Origin of the sequence: Neptuniibacter pectenicola (assembly GCF_001597735.1) — a bacterium.
GTDB lineage: Bacteria > Pseudomonadota > Gammaproteobacteria > Pseudomonadales > Balneatricaceae > Neptuniibacter > Neptuniibacter pectenicola.
This window is the reverse complement of record NZ_LUTS01000092.1, coordinates 1-424: the sequence shown is the minus strand read 5'-3', so window position 1 is coordinate 424 and position 424 is coordinate 1. Positions and strand designations below refer to the sequence as shown.

1 protein-coding gene is annotated in these 424 nt (G+C 51.4%); it reads left to right on the top strand.

From position 1 onward, the window contains the following. The coding region (locus tag A3773_RS17005; RefSeq protein WP_331709181.1) for an LPD7 domain-containing protein at positions 1-424 on the top strand (424 nt) is incomplete at both ends.

The window sequence follows — 424 nt, the reverse complement described above, 5'->3', positions numbered from 1 at the left end:
AAGGCACCATTATTTATCGAGCAGGTAACAGCGCCGTGCGTGATGATGGTGAGCGTCTACAAGTGGCGACGGCTTCCAGCCAAACCAGTGTCTTAGCTGCGCTAAAGGTAGCAATGGAGCGTTACGGTAATCGCATTACCGTGAATGGCTCGCCTGAGTTCAAGGCGCGAGTAATCAAGGCGGCAGTAGATGGCAACCTGTCTATAAAGTTTGCCGACCAAGGGCTAGAACGCCGCCGTCAGGCATTAATTTCTCAGAATAAAAGAGCCAAGCGGTCTGATAAGCCTGGCGTGTTACCGATTGGCAAAGTGCCACCTTCACGCCGTGGCCGGTTGCAGAATCTATCTCAGTTAGAGGTTTTAGCTATTCAGTCAGCCCCTGTAACTGAAAAAGCGGTGGTCATGCCAGCATTAGAGCAGCGTAA